Annotated in this window: 17 protein-coding genes; 14 read left to right on the forward strand and 3 right to left on the reverse strand. The window is 63.1% G+C overall.

Annotated elements, in window-relative coordinates; genetic code table 11:
- Positions 1-25: 25 nt before the first annotated feature.
- Positions 26-1,048 carry a LacI family DNA-binding transcriptional regulator gene (locus tag AAYO93_RS00325; RefSeq protein ID WP_345763039.1) on the reverse strand — a complete coding sequence of 341 codons (1,023 nt, stop codon included), beginning with the start codon at positions 1,046-1,048 and terminating at the stop codon, positions 26-28.
- A gap of 263 nt (positions 1,049-1,311) precedes the next feature.
- Here AAYO93_RS00325 and AAYO93_RS00330 point away from each other — a divergent pair, with 263 nt between their 5' ends.
- The 5 genes from AAYO93_RS00330 (at position 1,312) to AAYO93_RS00350 (ending at position 6,604) form a co-directional block, all read left to right on the forward strand.
- Positions 1,312-2,661 carry an ABC transporter substrate-binding protein gene (locus tag AAYO93_RS00330; protein WP_345763040.1) on the forward strand — a complete coding sequence of 450 codons (1,350 nt, stop codon included), beginning with the start codon at positions 1,312-1,314 and terminating at the stop codon, positions 2,659-2,661.
- Between the two features lie 122 nt (positions 2,662-2,783).
- On the forward strand, positions 2,784-3,572 hold the full coding sequence (locus AAYO93_RS00335; protein ID WP_345763041.1) for a carbohydrate ABC transporter permease: 789 nt from the start codon (positions 2,784-2,786) through the stop codon (positions 3,570-3,572).
- Entirely contained in the window at positions 3,572-4,396 is an 825-nt protein-coding gene (locus tag AAYO93_RS00340; RefSeq protein WP_345763042.1) for a carbohydrate ABC transporter permease, read from the forward strand. Before AAYO93_RS00335 ends, AAYO93_RS00340 begins: the two co-directional genes overlap by 1 nt.
- A 64-nt stretch (positions 4,397-4,460) precedes the next feature.
- Entirely contained in the window at positions 4,461-5,438 is a 978-nt protein-coding gene (locus AAYO93_RS00345; RefSeq protein WP_345763043.1) for a family 43 glycosylhydrolase, read from the forward strand.
- Positions 5,435-6,604: a serine hydrolase domain-containing protein gene (locus tag AAYO93_RS00350; protein ID WP_345763044.1), complete on the forward strand. Its 1,170-nt coding sequence runs from the start codon at positions 5,435-5,437 to the stop codon at positions 6,602-6,604. Before AAYO93_RS00345 ends, AAYO93_RS00350 begins: the two co-directional genes overlap by 4 nt.
- A gap of 395 nt (positions 6,605-6,999) precedes the next feature.
- Here AAYO93_RS00350 and AAYO93_RS00355 read toward each other — a convergent pair whose 3' ends face one another.
- The gene (locus tag AAYO93_RS00355) at positions 7,000-7,638 is read right to left on the reverse strand and encodes a TetR/AcrR family transcriptional regulator (protein WP_345763045.1); all 639 of its coding nucleotides are present in this window, start codon (positions 7,636-7,638) and stop codon (positions 7,000-7,002) included.
- Between the two features lie 121 nt (positions 7,639-7,759).
- Between AAYO93_RS00355 and AAYO93_RS00360 the strand changes: the two genes are divergently transcribed.
- The 5 genes from AAYO93_RS00360 (at position 7,760) to AAYO93_RS00380 (ending at position 11,344) form a co-directional block, all read left to right on the forward strand.
- Positions 7,760-8,302 carry a DUF302 domain-containing protein gene (locus tag AAYO93_RS00360; RefSeq protein WP_345763046.1) on the forward strand — a complete coding sequence of 181 codons (543 nt, stop codon included), beginning with the start codon at positions 7,760-7,762 and terminating at the stop codon, positions 8,300-8,302.
- Positions 8,299-9,750 (forward strand): amidase family protein, encoded by a 1,452-nt coding sequence (locus AAYO93_RS00365; RefSeq protein ID WP_345763047.1) that lies wholly within the window; start codon positions 8,299-8,301, stop codon positions 9,748-9,750. The genes AAYO93_RS00360 and AAYO93_RS00365 overlap by 4 nt, the downstream gene beginning before the upstream one ends.
- A 37-nt stretch (positions 9,751-9,787) precedes the next feature.
- Positions 9,788-10,486, forward strand: coding sequence for an SDR family oxidoreductase (locus tag AAYO93_RS00370; RefSeq protein ID WP_345763048.1), 699 nt, complete (start codon positions 9,788-9,790; stop codon positions 10,484-10,486).
- 27 nt (positions 10,487-10,513) lie between these two features.
- A complete protein-coding gene (locus tag AAYO93_RS00375; protein ID WP_345763049.1) occupies positions 10,514-10,903 on the forward strand; it encodes a carboxymuconolactone decarboxylase family protein in 390 nt (129 codons plus the stop codon).
- Positions 10,904-10,984: 81 nt separating this feature from the next.
- On the forward strand, positions 10,985-11,344 hold the full coding sequence (locus tag AAYO93_RS00380; RefSeq protein ID WP_345763050.1) for a hypothetical protein: 360 nt from the start codon (positions 10,985-10,987) through the stop codon (positions 11,342-11,344).
- Positions 11,345-11,445: 101 nt separating this feature from the next.
- Here the strand turns inward: AAYO93_RS00380 and AAYO93_RS00385 are convergent, their stop codons facing one another.
- Positions 11,446-12,156 (reverse strand): GntR family transcriptional regulator, encoded by a 711-nt coding sequence (locus AAYO93_RS00385; RefSeq protein ID WP_345763051.1) that lies wholly within the window; start codon positions 12,154-12,156, stop codon positions 11,446-11,448.
- Between the two features lie 185 nt (positions 12,157-12,341).
- On the opposite strand from AAYO93_RS00385, the gene AAYO93_RS00390 reads away from it, so the two are divergent.
- From AAYO93_RS00390 to AAYO93_RS00405, 4 genes are all read left to right on the forward strand, one after another.
- Positions 12,342-13,664 carry an ABC transporter substrate-binding protein gene (locus AAYO93_RS00390; RefSeq protein WP_345763052.1) on the forward strand — a complete coding sequence of 441 codons (1,323 nt, stop codon included), beginning with the start codon at positions 12,342-12,344 and terminating at the stop codon, positions 13,662-13,664.
- A 75-nt stretch (positions 13,665-13,739) separates the two neighbouring features.
- Positions 13,740-14,627, forward strand: a complete 888-nt coding sequence (locus tag AAYO93_RS00395) for a carbohydrate ABC transporter permease (RefSeq protein WP_345763053.1) — start codon at positions 13,740-13,742, stop codon at positions 14,625-14,627.
- Positions 14,627-15,559, forward strand: coding sequence for a carbohydrate ABC transporter permease (locus AAYO93_RS00400; RefSeq protein WP_345763054.1), 933 nt, complete (start codon positions 14,627-14,629; stop codon positions 15,557-15,559). Before AAYO93_RS00395 ends, AAYO93_RS00400 begins: the two co-directional genes overlap by 1 nt.
- Before the next feature lie 29 nt (positions 15,560-15,588).
- Positions 15,589-16,707, forward strand: a complete 1,119-nt coding sequence (locus tag AAYO93_RS00405; protein WP_345763055.1) for an enolase C-terminal domain-like protein — start codon at positions 15,589-15,591, stop codon at positions 16,705-16,707.
- Positions 16,708-16,725: the final 18 nt, after the last annotated feature.

Consider the following 16,725-nt stretch of genomic DNA (forward strand, 5'->3'; position numbering starts at 1 on the left):
GCAGCGTGAGGCCCACGCAAAAGACCTACGCGGGCGTAGCGAGGGAGGATCGTCGCACCACCGGCATGGGAATCAGCGTCTCTCCGTTGTTTTCGCCGGAGAGCAGAAGTTCGACCGCCTGTCGCCCCATCTGCTCATGGGGGAGACCGACCGTCGTCAATCCGGGACGAAGGTATGCGGCCAATTCGTCGTTGTCGAATGAGACGACGGAGACGTCATCTGGCACAGACAGCCCGGATTCGGCCAGTGCCTGGTAGGCGCCGAAGGCGATTCGGTCGTTCATGCACAGCAGTGCCCGAACCTCCGGGTGTTCGACGAGCAGCGATTTCGTAGCGACGTATCCGTCTTCAGGTTCCCAGAGCCAGATCGATTTCTCCGCGATGAATTCGAGTGCGTTCTCGGCCATCGCCGAGCGGATTCCTGCGATTCGGCGCGCGACTGTCGCAGATCGGAACATGTTACGTTCGACTTCGTCGTTCTGGCCGATGAGGGCGATTCCGTCGCGGTAGCCAGCGTCGACCAGCAATTGCACCGCTGTTCTGCCCCCGGATTCTTCGTCTGGCAGGACCGATGCGGAGTGGAGTGCGTTGGTGGCGTTCAGCATGACGACCGGAGTGCCGGCGGGTAGCTCGGGCACGAACAGTTCACGGGCCCTCATCGTGGCGAAGATGATGCCGTCCACCTGGCGGTCGAGAACGGCGGCGATGGCTTCGGCTTCACGCGCGGGCTCTCCGCCGGTTTCGAGCACGAGTACGACATGGCCGGCTTCCTCGGCCGCCTCCAGCGCACCCTTGATCAGGCCGGATGCGAATCGAGTGGTCGCGACGACGTCTGAGATGAAACCGATCGTCAGTGTCTTGTCGGTGCGTAGCCCGCGTGCGGCGACGTTGGGCCGATATCCGAGCTGTTGGGCGGCGGCATTCACCCTGTCATGGGCGTCTTGCGACAATCGAGTATCGGGACGCCCATTGAGAATCATCGAGGCGGCTGTTTGCGAAAGCCCGGCTAGACGCGCAACGTCGGCCAAAGTCACGCGCTTGGTCGTCATCAGTTTCCTCCCTTTGAGTGATCGTAGCCATCGTCGGGCACCGCAGAAGCATGCCCGTCCGAAGAATAGTCGAATCGGTCTACTCCGATGCTAAACCGATTCAACCAGATCGGCACCTAGAAACATGCAGAACAACAAAAGCTTGACAAGCTAAGCCATCGGAGGGAATATACAGAAGCTAAACCCATTTAGCAGCTACCATTCCCTCGAATGGGAAGTCGCCATTGCACCCTTGCATAGCCCGACGACAAAGGAGTCAACCTATGAGCACATCCACTCGCGCCACGCGCGCGATAGTGCTGGCAGCCGCCGCGGCGGTGACGCTGTTCGCCCTGGCCGGTTGCGCCCCGGGAAGTTCGAACACGTCCCCAGGCCAGAGCGGAAGCGCGAGCACAAAACTGACGTCGAAGAACGTCACATTGAAGATTCAAGACGAGACGGGCTTTCCGGTCACCTCCAAACTGGCTGCCGAGTTCACGAAGCAGCACCCGAATGTGAAGTTCACGATCGTCCGCGACAGTTTTCAGAACCTGCTGGCCAACGGGCCGCGTCTCATGGCGAGCGCAGATGCTCCCGACCTGATTCGGCTCTCGACGCTCGGCTCGACGGTCAAGGACGGACTGGTCACCAACCTCGACCCGTACTTCAAGGCGTACGGCTGGGACAAGTTCTCTGCCGGCCAGTTAGCCACGGCCCGTATGAACGAGGCCGGCGTCCGGGGCGAGGGTTCGCTGTGGCAGTTCGGCATCGGCTACTCCGTGACCGGCATCTACATGAACCAGAAACTTGCCGACAAGGTCGGGATCACCTCGATCCCCGCGACCATCGACGAGCTCGAAGCCGACCTGCAGAAGGCCAAGGATGCAGCTGTGCTGCCTGTGCAGACGGGAATGCAGGACGGGGTCGGAACATTCGTCTCGCAGGCACTCATCAACCAGTACGGCGATAAGAAGAAGCTCATCGACTGGATGTTCAACAAGCCGGGCGCCACATTCGACACTCCGGCTTCGCTGAAGGGTGCGACCACATTCCAGGACTGGGCGACGAAGGGCTACCTGCCCCCCGACGTCAACGCCATCAACTACACGACGATGGTCGCGAACTTCTCCGCAGGACAGGGCCTGTTCATGTGGGACGGCAACTGGGATGCGGCCAACGTCCAAAAGGCGCTCGGCAAGGGCGGAGCGCAGTTCTTCCTCATGCCCCCTGAGACCAAGGGCGGAAAATACGTCGCGATGGGCACGGGAAACACCTTCGCGATTCCGTCGAAGTCGAAGAATCACGACACCACCGCGTACTTCCTGAACTGGATCGCGACCGACGAGAAGGCGCGACAGATCGTCGTCGACGTTACGGGCGCCTCGCCCGGCGGGGACCCGTCGCAGAAGCTCCCAACGGTCGAGAAGGGTTCGCTCATCGAAACCGCGCTCAATTTGTCTGCAACGGTGGGCAAAGACGACGGATTCACCGACTTCATCGCCAACACCACGGCAGGCATCTACCAGGGTGCGCTTCAGCCCGACCAGCAGCTCCTGCTCTCGAACAAGATGACCCCTGAGGCGTTCACGAAAGCCATCCAGGCCTTCTACCTAAAGGACCTGGCCGGACAGTGAATCGTCCCCAACCGCGCCGCGCTACTCGAGGAGCCTCTCGGCTAGCGCGGCGCGCGCTGCTGACCGGATACCTCTTTCTGCTCCCGGCCGTCGCCGCCTATTGCCTCTTCGTTCTTTATCCCTTGCTGACAGCAGTGCAGTACTCGTTCTACAAGTGGAACGGAATAGGAGCCTCCAGCTGGATCGGACTCCAGAACTACGCCCAGATATTCACGGATCCGACCTTGCTGGCACCGATCGCCAATGCCCTTGTGCTCATCATCTATTTCACGATCATTCCGGTTGTCAGCGGTCTGATCTTGGCCACGCTCATCCGAAACATGCGGCAGGGCGCGTTCTCGAGCGCGGCGCGCACCATCCTCTTCCTCCCTCAGATCGTCCCTTTGGTGGCGGCGGGAATCGCATGGTCCTGGATGTACGCGCAGACGGGAACGATCAACTCCATCCTCAACGCAGCCGGCCTCGGCTTCCTGTCCCGTTCCTGGCTTGCAGACTTCGGTACGGCCCTTCCGGCGGTCGGTCTGATCGGTTCGTGGGTCCTCACGGGACTATGCACGGTCTTGCTGTTGACCGGCATGGGAAAGATCGACCCCGCGCTGTACGAGGCAGCACGCATCGACGGCGCCGGATGGTTCCGGATGTTCAGCGCCGTGACGCTTCCGGGTGTCCGCCAAGAGATCGTCGTCCTCGTGACGATCACGATCATCGCGGCCCTCAGCAGCTTCGACATCATTTACACCACGACCAAGGGCGGCCCCGGCACGACGACGCTCGTGCCGGGTATCTCGATCTTCCGGCTCGCGTTCGTGCAGGGACAAGTCGGTCTTGCGTCGGCGCTGGGGATCGTTTTGCTCATCCTCGTGCTCGCCGTCGTTCTGCCCGTTCAGCGCATCGCGAGAGAGAGGGACTGATGGTTACCAGCAAGACTGAGGTGATCGTCGGCCGCATCATCCTGGTCGTGATCCTCGCAATAACCGTGTTGCCGCTGCTCAGCATGCTGTCTGCAGCACTCCAACCGGCCGACCGGTTGCCGACCGGCCTGACATGGCCGACGCACCCCCACTGGGAGAACTTCGTCACCGCCTTCACCGTCGGGCATGTCTGGGTACTTCTCGGGTCCAGCCTTCTCATCGTTGCTGTCGTCGTACCGGTCAGCCTGCTTTTCGCAACGTTCGCCGGATACGCGCTCGGTAACCTTCGCGTGCGCGGTGGACAGGTCGTCCTCGTGGCCATGGTTCTCGGGCTCACGATCCCCTTCGAGGCGATCGTCATCCCGCTCTATTACCAGATCACGTCTTACGGACTACTGAACACGCAATGGGCGATCATCCTCCCGCTGATCGGCCTGTACATGCCGTTCGGGGTGTTCTGGATGCGGGCGCACTTCCTCGGCGTTCCCCGCGACCTGTCGGAAGCCGCTCGAGTCGATGGTGCCGGCGTCATGCAGGAGTTCCGGCGCATCCAGATCCCGCTCGCCCGGCCCGCCCTGTCGGCCTTGGGAATCTTGCTGTTCCTCTGGACCTGGAACCAGTTTCTGCTCCCCTTGGTTCTCGTGGACGATCCCGACAAGCGCACCATGGCTGGCGCCTTGGGTGCATTCCAGGGGCAGTACATCGATGCGCTGCCTCTTTTGTTCGCGGCATCGTTGATCGTGATGCTGCCGACGATCGTCGTCTACGTGATCTTCCAGCGCCAATTCATCGGCGCACTGCTTCAGGGCGCGATCAAAGGCTAGGGCGCGCGAAACACACCCATTAGGGCGCGCTTCGTCGTCGCCTCACGATACTGCAAAGGACCGAATGACCTTCTCGCTCGAAAATCACTGGGTGTGGGATTTCTGGCTTGCCGACGATGGCGACCTGTTCCACATGTTCTACCTCCGCGCGCCCAAGGCGCTCGGAGACCAACACCTTCGACACCGCAACGCAGAGATCGGGCACGCGACCTCATCCGATCTCGTGACGTGGACGGATAGAGGAGTTGTGCTTCGGCCAGGCTCGCCCGACGAGTTCGATGCGACAGCCACCTGGACCGGGAGCGTCGTTCAGGGTCCCGACGGAATCTGGCGGATGTTCTACACGGGCTCCCGTTTCCTGTCGCCGACGTCGCACGCGAATGTGGAAACGATCGGGTTCGCCACGTCAGTGGACCTGCACACGTGGGTGAAGGCACCCGGCCCGACAACGAGTGCAGACCCCGAGTGGTACGAGACGCTCGGCACCTCCAGCTGGCCAGAGGAAGCGTGGCGCGATCCGTGGGTGTTCGCCGATTCCGATGGGGAGGGGTGGCACATGTTGATCACGGCCAGATCCAACAATGGTCCCAATGACGAGCGCGGTGTCGTCGGGCACGCAACGTCCACCGACCTCGTGTCCTGGAAGGTGCAACCGCCGCTGAGCGCCAGCGGTGCAGGCTTCGCGCACATCGAAGTACCTCAGATCGCTACTATCGACGGCAGGGACTTTCTTCTCTTCTCGTGCGACACTGCCGCACTCTCGGACGAACGCAAACGGCGGGGGGAGCGCGGCGGGATCTGGGCAGCGGAAGCCATCTCGGTGACCGGGCCGTTCTCGATCGAATCGGCCCGACTGATCGCGTCCGAGTCCCTCTACAGCGGACGAATCATTCGAAACAGGCTGGGGGACTGGGTGTTGCTCGCCTTCGAGAACACCTCCGGCGACGGCGAATTCTTCGGCCGAGTGGGCGACCCGATCGGCATTGCGTGGGCAGCCGACGAACCGTCGATCCGGCTCGAATCAGAGGAGATGAACTCGTGACGGTGACGATCAATGGAACCGTCTCGGCGGGGTTCGAGCCAGTGCTCAGGGCATTCACTTCCTCGTTCGAGGGCAAGCCCGATATGGGAGCGGCATTGTCTATCCGGCACCACGGTCGCACGGTAGTCGAGCTATGGGGCGGGCTCGCCGACAGTCGAACAGGAAGGGAATGGCAGGACGACACTCTGGGTGTGATCTTCTCGTGCACCAAAGGCCTTTCGGCGATTCTTGCCGCACGGCTCGTGCAAGAAGGACGCCTCGACTACGACGCACGCGTCACCGATTATTGGCCGGAATTCGGCGCAGCGGGGAAGGCGGCGGTGAGAGTCAAAGACCTCCTCTCGCACCGGTCCGGTGTATCCGCTCCGCGCGCGGATCTGACCCGCAGAGACGTCCTGAGCTGGGGGACGGTCGTGAATCATCTTGCCGCGCAGGAACCCTTGTGGGAGCCCGGCTCCGGCTGGGGATACCACGCGATCACCCACGGTTGGCTGATCGGAGAGGTGATACGGCGCGTCACCCACATGACCGTCGGCGAATACTTCCGACACCTTGTTGCCGATCCCCTGGGCGCAGAGGCGTGGATCGGGCTGCCGGCTCCATTTGTTCCTCGCGTAGCCGGCATGCAGGTCGGTTCGACCTTGGCCGAATTGATTAGGCAACAGGCGGCTGTTCGGTCGCCCGACGAGGTCGACTGGTCCGATCGGGCGATGACGCTCGGCGGCGCATGGCCCCCGTCTCTCGTGGGCGACGGCGTCGGCTTCAATGACCCGCAGATCCAGCAGGCTGAGATTCCTGGAGCCGGCGGAATCGCGAGTGCGCGAGGGCTGGCAACAATCTGGTCAGCAACTGTCGTAGAGACGGAAGGGGTTCGCCTCCTCGACGATGCCACGCTTCGCGACGCCCTGGCTGTGCAGTCCGACGGTCCTCCGGTATTTGAGGCACCGGGGCCGTGGCCACGTTGGGGAATGGGATTTCAGTTGGATTCGGAAGCGCGCCGTTACCTCACCCCTTACGGCTTCGGACACGACGGAGCCGGCGGACAGGTTGCCTTCGCCGACCCCGACTCAGGGATCGGATTCGCATTTCTCACCAACCAGATGGAGGCCATCGACGACAGGCGTGCGACGGACATCGTGGATGCGCTGCGCAAAATCCTTGATTGATGTTGCAGTGCCGCCGAAATGCTCTGGGCCACAACGCTGTCGTCGACGCGGACGTGGCCGTTTTCGGCGAGTGAGATTTGGGCGGGGCTGACGCCGAGTGCGGCGGTATAGCGTCACGGGCGGGAATCGCTCGATCAGAGGTGGCCCACAGAACCAGTGGTCCCTGTGCCCGTGGGTGGCGTAGACGTGCGTCAGGGTCTTACCCGACTGCTCGGCCCACGCAGCTACGGCATGCTGCAGGGTGAACGGAGGTCGACCAGGACAGCAGACTCCTCGCCGGCGCGGCCCAGCCCGTCGGATATGAATAAGTCAAAGGTTAGACTGCCCATGATCTGCTCCTGCTGCCTAACCCGCGTCGAGGTGTTACACCATGCTGGGGCGGCAGGCGGCAACTTTCATCCGGCGGCTGCCTGCGCCGGGTCTGCGAGAGCGATGGCTGCGTCGATGAGCGATTCCGCCAGGTTCTGCGCATCGTGGAAGGGTCGGGTGTCATTCAGGGAGGTCGCGAGGGCGCGCGCTCCCTCGAACAGGACTGCGAGCTGTCGACCCAGCCTCTCGGCGTCTGATGCGCCTGCGGCCTCGGCGGTCGCGATAAGGTTCGCGGCGAGCTCGCGCTTGTGGCGCTCGACGATCGAGGAGGCATCCGGCATCATCCCAGCCGCCTCGACCACGGTGTTGTGGAACGGGCATCCGCGCACCACGTACTCGGAGTGGTCGTCGCCCGACGGAACAGCGAACAGCCTGATGAGGCGTTCGCGCGGGGGAAGATCCTCTCGAAGGAGGACGGTTTCAATCTCGGCCGGTCCGCCAGGTTCCAATTCGAGGCGTTCGAGGTAGGCGCTCACGAGCGCTTCCTTGCTCGGGAAGTGTTGGTAGAGCGTGCGGGTCGAGACGTGTGCCACGTCCGTGACTTTGGCGATTCCGGTGGCGTGGATGCCTTCGCGGGCGAAGAGTTCGACGGTCGCTTTCAAGATTCGCTCGCGCGCGCCCCGTCCCCCCTTGGTCGGGGCAGTCGTCAGCTCGGCTGAATTCATACCCAAAGTATAGCGATCATTTTACTTCGCGTCGAGAGAGCGCTACAGTCCTCAGTACATCGATCGCTTTACTTGCGGAGGCCAGACGGCTCCGCTGATTCGAGAGGAGTGGAGCAACCGTATGTCTGACAACATCGTCATCTCCGTCGCCCATCAGGTGGTGCGGTGGTCAATCGACACAGGCGCGTCCTTCGAGGACTTCCGCGCTCGGTTCGAGGCCGCCGTCCCCGTGTTGGACACGGATCGAATGACCCAGCTCCGTGCCGAGAAGGCCGACTGGGACACCGTGCTCGAGGCCGCCGGGGAGAACGCGCCGCATGGCTTCATGCGGTTCTGGAGCACCGACGTCGGCGGAACCATGCAGCTGGCCGGAGACGCCGGGGACTGCGCTTCGTATCTCATGGGGAACCACACCATCGCGGAGCGGATGTATCGCCACGACCCCGCCGTGATGCTCTACGCACCGCTGCGGGTGGCGATCCATACCGATGCCAACGGGGTCACCCGGTTCTCGATCGACCAGCCCAGCACACGGTTCTCCACCTTCGACAGTCGCGAAATCGCCGCCGTCGGTGAGGAGCTGAACCGGAAGGTCCTTCACCTGCTCACGGTGCTCGGCGTCGGTGTCCCCGACACTCTGCTCTCGGCACGGGTGAACCCGTGACCGGCGTGGAGGAGATTCCGTCGATCAGCGGCGGCGATGACGAGCTCACGGAGCTCGGCGTTGCGGCAGCGGCCCACGCGATCAGGACCGGCGATATCACCGCGGAGTCGTATGCCGCCGCGCTGCTGCGCCAAGCCCGCAGACAGTCCGATATCCACTCGTTCGTAACGATCGACGAGGCGGCCGTGCTCGCCGCGGCTGTTGCAGCCGATCAGGCACGTGCCGCCGGATCGACGGCGCCGCTACTCGGTGTCCCGCTGGGCATCAAGGATAGCTACCAGACGCGCGAGCTGCCGACGACGATCGGCCTGAAATCATTACAGGACTTCACCCCCGCAGCGGATGCGGAGATCGTCACGGCGGTCAAGGATGCCGGTGGGATCGTGTTCGGCAAGAACAACCTCGTCGAGATGTCCTACGGGGTCACCGGCCACAACGAGGCTTACGGACAGGTACTCAACCCGTACCACCGTGAGCATCTCTCCGGCGGATCGTCAAGCGGCTCTGCCGCCTCCGTGGCCGCACGCATCGTGCCGGCGTCCTTCGGTGGCGACACGATCGGTTCGATCAGAATTCCCGCGGCCCTCAACGGCGTCGTCGGCTTCAAACCAACCACCGGCCGGTGGCCACGCGGCGGAGTCGTCCCGGTATCGCATACGCTCGACACCACGGGACTCCTCGCCCGACGCGTCGAGGACGTTGCCCTCCTCGACCACATCATCACCGGCGAGCCGGCTGCGCCGGCGCGCTCGGGCCTGACCGGTGCGCGCTTCGCCTACGCACCGAAGGACTACCTCCAACTGGTCGACGCCGAGGTCGAGCAGCAGTTCTGGGAGACAGCCCACCTGCTTCGCGGAGTGGGTGCAGAGGTGGTCGAAATCGACCTGGGCGATGACTTCTCCGACCTCGCCGATCGGGTCGGTTGGAACCTGTTCCTCCGTGACACCCACCGGGCCGTCACCCGGTTCCTCCAGGACAATGACTACCCGGTCAGCTTCGACGAGGTGTACGACGGCCTCAAACCGCAGCTGCATGCCGTGTGGAGCGCTGTAGTCGTTCCCGGTGCACCCGGGTACCTCTCTGAAGACCAGCATGCTGCAACGCTCGGCGTCGACCGTCCCAAGTTGCAGCGACGCTTCGGTGACGTCTTCTCGCGTGACGGCTTCGACGCACTGATCTTCCCCACGACTCCGGCACCCGCGCCGGCGATCGCGGACCAGTGGGAATTCACCGTCGCCGACGAAACAGTGCCGCACCTGTTCCTCTCCAAGAACACCATCCCCGCCAGCGGTGCCGGCACCCCTGGCATCACCCTCCCAACAGGGCTGACCAGAAGCGGACTGCCCATCGGAATCGAACTGGACGCCGCTCACGGCCGCGACACGGAACTCCTCGCTCTCGCTTTGCAGGTCGAGAGTGCTCTCGGCTCGCTTCCCTCACCCGCCTAGCCCGACCACATCACCATCAGAACGGACCTCACAGATCATGAACCTCCAGGGAACAACGGCCGTCGTCACCGGAGCGAACCGAGGCTTCGGCCGCCACCTCGCACAGCAACTCCGCGACCGCGGTGTGCACGTCTACGCCGGCGCCCGAAACCTTGAAACGATCGACCTCGACGGGGTGACACCGCTCCAACTGGACATCACTGACCCCGCCTCTGTCGCCGCCGCAGCCGCGACGACCAAGGACGTATCGATACTCGTCAACAACGCCGGCGTCGCCACAGGTGCAACCCTCATTGAGGGCGAACTGAGCCACATCCGCCACGAATTCGAGACGAACTTCTTCGGCACCCTCGCCGTCACGCGAGCATTCGCCCCACATCTGGCCGAACACGACGAAAGTTACGTGCTGAACGTGCTCTCCGCGTTCTCCTGGTTCAACGTACCCGCCGTCGGCGGGTACAGCGCATCCAAGGCCGCACAGTGGTCTCTCACCGACGGACTACGCCAGGACCTCGCCGGCCAGGGCACCCGCGTCGGAGGCCTGCACGTCGGCCTCATGGACACCGACCTCACCGCAAGCATCAAAGCCCCGAAAGAGGACCCCGCGAAGGTTGCACGGCTCGCTGTCGACGCCATCGAGGCCGGAGCATTCGAGATCCTCGCGGACGCGCAGAGCACGGGGATTCGCGCCGCACTCTCGGGTGGCGTCGCCGCCCTCTACCCCAATCTTGCGTAACCAAACCCACCGCACACAAGGAGCACCATGATCACCGAAGATGAAGACCGCCAGTACGCAATCGCCCTTGACGAGGCGGAGCGAATGCTCGGCTTTCGCCTCGAACGATTCCTCGGCACCGCCGACACCGAACCTGCCAACGCAGCCGACTTCAAGCGACTCGCCACCGTGCAGGCATTCGGAGCTGCATGGCCGCGCGTCGACCACCTCGACACTCGCACGCGGGCACTGATCTCGATAACGATCGCCGCGACGCTAGGCGTACTCGAGCCGCTGCGCGGACAGTTGCGCATCGCGCTTAACAAGGGCGTGACGAAAGAGGAGATCGTCGAGGCGTTTATCCAGATCGCCGCATACGCCGGCGCCGCTCGCGCGTTCGAAAGCTACGGAATCGCCGCTGAGGTATTCGCTGAATAGTGCGCCGGGCTCATCCAGGTCGGCGACATTGCCCTGCCCTTCGCGCCCTTCCCCGGGACGCTGCAGGCGCCGGAGGCCGGCATGGTCTTCTCGTGGATCCACAACAACATCTGGGACACGAACTTCCCGTCCGGCCGGCGTTCGACACGCTGTTCCGGTACCGGGTGCGCGGATTCGCGTCGGACTCGGCCGAGGGGGGCGGATGGGCGCATCCGCCTGATCGGTGTGACGCGCACGGCGCGCGGCACGGTGCTGGCGCGGCTGCAGTCGCTCGCGGAGTCGGAGGTCACGGTGGGCGTCATCGCGGGATCGGACGTCGCCGAAGCCTGGCGCGCGAGCGTCATCGGTGTGCGGCGTGCGCCCATCGAGGTCGACGGTCGTCGGGTCGAGCTTCAGATGCCGCGGTTCGGGACGACAGCTCTTGAGCTGAGACTGGAGTGAATACACCCTATGACTAGTTGATCGTCTCCATAGGTAGTTACGGCCCTCGCTACCTACAGGAGACGGCGTCAGATGGACGAGTGGGACCTTGGCTACGGCAGTTATTCGGGCCCGGTCTGGCTCTCGGATGTGTGGTGCGGGGTGGCGTTTGCTATCCGCTCGTAGGCGGTTTTGAGGTGGACGCGCATCATTTCGGCTGCATCGTGGGCGTTCCCTTCGCGGATCGCTGCCGCGATCGTTCGGTGTTCCTCCCAAGTGGTGCTCCAGGCTCCGGGATGCTTGTAACCGGAATAGAGGCTCATGCGCGCAAGCGTGTTACGGACGCTTTCGCTGATCACGCTGTTGCCCGCGAGGTCGGCGATCTGCGTGTGGAACGCTTTGTCGAGTTGCGCCATCTCTTCGATCTCGCCTGCAGCAAAGAGCCCGTCAATGCGTTTCTTCTCGCAGAGCTCTTCGAGCGTCGATGCTTTGCTTTCCACTGCGCGTAGCGCCGCGCGGGCCGCTGTCGGGGGTTCGAGAATCATCCGGTATTCGTAGAGTTCGGCTATCGTGCGCGAGTCGAGAAGCTGCGATGCTGCGAACCCCCGGTAGGGCTCCTTTGTGACCAGGCCCTCCGACTCAAGCCGGGCCAGCGCCTGCCTCACCGGCGTGTTCGATACGTGCATCTCACGCGCGAGACTGTCGAGGTTCAGCCGTGACCCGGGCCCGATCGTGCCATTGATCAGGCCTTCCCTGATGATGTCGTAGACATCGTCGGCGAGGAGGCTGCGTTCAGGCATGCGGAGGACTGATCTATCCGTGTCGCTCGCCATTCGGATCCTTTCCTGAACACGATTTCTCGGACGGCCCCTAATATCGTGCGAAATCGCTCGTTCGGATTGACCGCACCTCATCCGCAAGCGACACTAGCCGAATCGTGTACGAAGTGTCCAGCGTGATGCACCATCAATTTTGGACTGGCAAACACACCGCGATTCACCACTCATAGGAGAGCAAAGTGAAACCACAGAAGGTCAAGAAATGGGCCCGGCTGGCCGCCGTGCCTGTCGCTGTCGCCATCGCCTCCGCGGCGCTGGCGGGCTGCAGTTCCAGCCCGTCCTCGACAGCGCAGGTCGCCCAGAACAGCAAAGCGACGACCACCGTCTGGGTCGACGCGACGCGGAAGCCGGCGGTCGAGGCCTACCAGAAGGCTCACCCTGATGCGAAGGTGAAGGTCGAGGTACTCGACGCAACGACCTTCCTGAGCAAGATCCAGCTCGCCAACCGTGTGGGTTCCGGGTGGCCCGATGTGATCTTCGACTCGATCCCCAGCGACATCGCGGCGCTGCAGAGCCCGCTGTTCAAATACTCGCAGAAACTCGATGACCTCGTGCCGAAGGATGTGCAGGACAACTTCGCGACGAAGAACGCGGCCTGCACGATCGACGGCCACCTGTACTGCCTGCAGAACGACCTCGCGCAGGACGTGATGTGGTACAACAAGCCGCTCCTCGACAAGTTCGGCTACACCCTTCCGACAACATGGGCGGAGTACGCTGACCTGGGCAACAAGATCGCCAAGGAGCACCCGGGCTACCTCATCGGAGGTGCGGGCGAATCGACCCTCTACTACGACTACCTGTGGGCAAGCGGCTGCCCGCTCCAGACTCTGAAGAGCAGCACCGAGGCCGTCATCAACACCGCGGACGTCAAGTGCACCCGCGTCGCGGGCATGCTCGACCCGCTCCTGGCGAACGGATCGGTTTCGCGTCTCAGCCCGTTCAGCCCTGAATTCACCGCGATCGCCAAGTCGGGCAAGCTCCTCATGATGCCGGCCGCCTCGTGGGTGGGCCCGTATGTCTTCAAACCGTCTACCGGCTATGCCTTCCCCAACGGATCGCTGGCGGCCGGCGCCATGCCGACGTGGCCCGGTGAGAAGACGAACTACTCGGGAGCACAGGGCGGTGGAATCTGGGTGGTCTCGTCGCACTCGGCGAACACCAAGGGCGCGGTCGCTCTTGCGCAGTGGGTCACCACCGCGAACGAGTACCAGAGCACGGCGCCGACCTACCCGGCTTACATCCCGGCCGCCAAGGTGTGGCTTGAGACGACCTCGAAGGATCCCGTCTATGCGGAGGACCCGTCAGCAGTTCTCGTGGACCAGGCGAGCAAGATCAACCCGGCCGAGTCGGCGACGCGCTACGACGTGGCCAGCCCGGTAACGTCGACCATCGTCGCGTCGGTCAAGAGCGGCGGCACGATCGCATCGGCACTGCCGGCCCTGCAGACGCAACTCGCAGGACTCGCCGCAAGCGCGGGCTACGCGGTCTCCGCCAAGTAGCTCGTTCCGCCACCCGGGTGCCAGTACAGCTCTCTCTGGCTGTCACCCGGGTGTTCACCATAAGAAAGGCCCGCAATGCAAAGCAAACGGGGCGCAGTGAGGCGCACCATCACCGGGTGGTCGTTCTCGGCTCCTTATCTGGCTTTCCTAATCGCTTTCGGAATCGGTCCCGCGATCTACGCGATCTACGAGTCTCTCCAACAGTCCCTGAACCCCAGCATCGTGACCTTCGCGAACTACAGCTCGGTCTTCTCCGACTTCCGCTTCATCCCAGCACTGCTCAACGTCCTGCTCTTCATGGCGATCTGGATTCCGGTCATGGTCGTCGGAACGCTGATCCTCGCGTTGATGCTTCATCAGCGGATCAGCCGGGCTAGCTCCCCGCTCCGGCTCGTCTACTTCCTTCCTGGGGCGGTCACCGGCTCCGCGGCTGTGATGCTCTGGTACTTCATGCTGAACCCTGCGATGAGCCCGTTCGCGCCTGCGCTGAAGGCGCTCGGACTGAACACGACAAACGATGTGTTCACGCCGGGGCACCTGGCACCGATCTTCGCGCTCGTCGCCTTCATCACCGGGGTCGGACAGTGGATCCTCATCATGTTCGGTGCCCTGCAGTCCATCTCCCAAGAGGTCCTCGAAGCTGCGCGGATCGACGGGGCCGGTCCGATTCGGACTGCCGTCTCGATCAAACTCCCACTCATCGGAAAATATGTCTCGTACATGGTGATTCTGTCGTTCGCCGGCGCTCTTCAGGTGTTCGTCGAGCCTTCCCTCTTCTATGCGATCACGCAGGCTGGATCGAACTGGTGGTCGCTGAACCAGTTGAGCTACTCGTTCGCGTTCCAGCAGGGCGATTTCGGGATGTCCGCGACGGTCTCCGTCATTCTCCTTGTTCTTTCGGCCGTTGCCGCGGCAGTGCTCGTCTTCCGCACCAACTTCTTCCAGACAGAGGTGGACGACTGATGGCACAGACTGTCCTCGACCGGCAGGTCACGACCCCGAATACTGTCGCTCCCGAGCGCAGAAAGAAGCGGGTTGGTGCGCTCACCGTCGTTCGTTGGCTCGTGCTCTACGGGTTCGCGATCTTCTGCGTCGTCCCCCTCGTCTGGCTGCTCCTTGCGCCGTCGAAGAACGACGCCGAGCTCGTCGCGAATCCGCTGTCGTTTGGATCGCTCGATCGAGTAGTTCTCTCATGGCAGCACCTGGCGGACTACAACGGCGGCGCGATGTTCGAGTGGATGCTGAACTCGGTCGTCTACGCGTTCGTGCCTCTCGTCATCACCGTAGTGATCTCGTTGCTGGCGGCCTATGCGCTTGCGACCATGCGCTTCCGCGGACGCAAGATGATCCTCATGGCGACGCTGCTTGCCATGGTGCTGCCGGCGGCTGCCCTCGTGCTACCCCTCTTTCTCGAACTGAACGCAGTCCACTTGATCAATACCGCGTGGTCAGTGATTCTTCCGGCATCGTTCTTTCCGTTCGGGGTCTACCTCGCGTTCGTCTACTTCGCGACGTCGCTTCCGAACGAACTTCTGGAAGCAGCACGCATCGATGGATGCTCAGAGGTGGGCGTGTTCATGCGGGTCGCGCTTCCCCTGGCGAAGCCGGTCATCGCCCTACTTGCCTTCTTCAGCTTCGTCGCGAACTGGAACAACTACTTCCTGCCTTACGTGATGCTCACCGACGACAGCAAGTTCAACCTTCCGGTGGGCTTGGGCACTCTCATCTCGAGCACTCCCGCACTTGCACCCACCAAAGGCGGATCGCTCCTCCCGATCACCTATCCGGAGGCGGCGATGGCAGGCCTGATCGTGGTGGTTCCGGTCGCCATCCTGTTCCTGTTCTTCCAGCGGTTTCTCATCCGGGGAATCCTGTCCGGCTCGTCCAAGGGCTGATCCGTGCTGTATCGAAATGGAGCTTGTCAATGAAGATTGTCGACGTAACCGTCCAACTGGTGGACAAGGGGCCCGTAGAGCCCGCTTTCAAATGGCGCCAGGGTCTGCCCGGCTCCGAAGGCAGGCACACCGCGGGTTGGCTGTCGATCCACACCGACGAGGGTTACGTCGGCTACGCCTACACGGGCCGCGGTCTCATCCTGAAGGATCTGGTGAACCGGCGCATCCGCGACGAATTCATCGGCACCGATCCATTGCGTCGGGAGTGGCTGTGGCACCGGATGTGGGAACTCGACCGGATCGAGGAGTTCCCGCTCTACGTGCAGGGCATCGTCGATGAGGCGTTGTGGGACATCGCCGGTAAGGTCGCCGGACTCCCTGTGCACCAACTCATCGGCTCGTTCCGGGAATCCATCCCGGCCTACGCATCGACCGTGACCTTCGGCAGCATCGCCGAATACCTCGACATCGCCGACCAGTGCCTCGAGCTCGGCTTTCCGGCGATCAAGCTGCACGCGTGGGGTGATGCCCGCAAGGATGCGAGGCTCTGTGAAGCGCTTCGCGAACACGTCGGCCCCGATGTTCCCCTGATGTACGACGGCTCGGCCGGCTTCGACCTGCTCGATGCCGTCTACCTGGGCCGCGTCCTGAGCGATGCGAACTACCTCTGGTATGAGGAGCCGATGCGCGAGTTCAGCATCGGCGCCTACCAACGCCTCGGCGAACGGGTCGACGTACCACTTCTCGTGGCCGAAACCAGCGACGGCGCGCACATGAACACTGCGGACTTCATCGCTTCGGGATGCGCGACCGCTGTGCGCACGAGTCCCGGCCTCAAGGGCGGGCTCACAGGAGCGCTTCGCATCGCGCACCTCGCCGACTCATTCCTGCTCCGTGCCGAAGTGCACGGGGGTGGGCTTGCTGCCACGCACCTGTGCATGTCCATTCCGAACACCACATACTACGAGAGCCTCGTCGACTCGAACCCGGTGCGCCGCGCGCCCGAGGTCGACGCGGATGGTCTCGTGCATGCTCTGACCGGCCCTGGCATCGGGCACGAACAGGTGTGGGGGGCCGAGGTGCCGCCCATCGTGAGTGGTCGCCTCGTCGAGGCCATCCCGGAGCCGGCCTCCGTCATCAATGCGTGAACCAGACAAGGAATTCTC

This window comes from Diaminobutyricibacter sp. McL0608, from assembly GCF_039613825.1.
Lineage (GTDB): Bacteria > Actinomycetota > Actinomycetes > Actinomycetales > Microbacteriaceae > Diaminobutyricibacter.